The organism is Yersinia sp. 1252 StPb PI (genome assembly GCF_048593885.1).
GTDB lineage: Bacteria > Pseudomonadota > Gammaproteobacteria > Enterobacterales > Enterobacteriaceae > Yersinia > Yersinia enterocolitica_E.
The window spans coordinates 1-454 of record NZ_JAZGQE010000489.1; the positions used below are offsets into that span (position 1 = coordinate 1).

Here is a 454-nt window from a genome sequence, read left to right on the forward strand (position 1 = left end):
AATGATATAACAAAACTCATTCAGAAAAATTAATCAGTGATGGTAGGTTACATGCAGAATATCATTTTATTTATTCCATGCTACAATTGCCAAAATCAAATCTCTCGTGTCTTAGCTCACTTAAAAGAGAATGACAATTATAAGTATTTCAGTGAGATTTTGATAATCGATAACAGAAGTACAGACAATACAGTGGGGAAAAGTCTTGAAGTAGTGGACTTGCTAAATTTGACTAATGTGAAAGTATATACCAACAGCCACAATGTTGGTCTTGGTGGTACTCATAAGATGGCTTTTACTTACGCTCAAAAGATAAATGCTACTCATGTGGCTGTTTTGCATGGCGATGATCAAGGAAATATTAATGATTTAATTAAGATCATCCGTAGCAATAAACACAATGAACATGATTGCTGTCTGGGAAGTCGCTTCAGTACTGACTCACAACTGAAGG

1 protein-coding gene is annotated in these 454 nt (G+C 34.6%); it reads left to right on the top strand.

From position 1 onward, the window contains the following. Window positions 1-51 precede the first annotated feature (51 nt). Window positions 52-454: glycosyltransferase (locus tag V2A85_RS24460; protein ID WP_420072659.1), on the top strand; the 403-nt coding region annotated here is incomplete at its 3' end.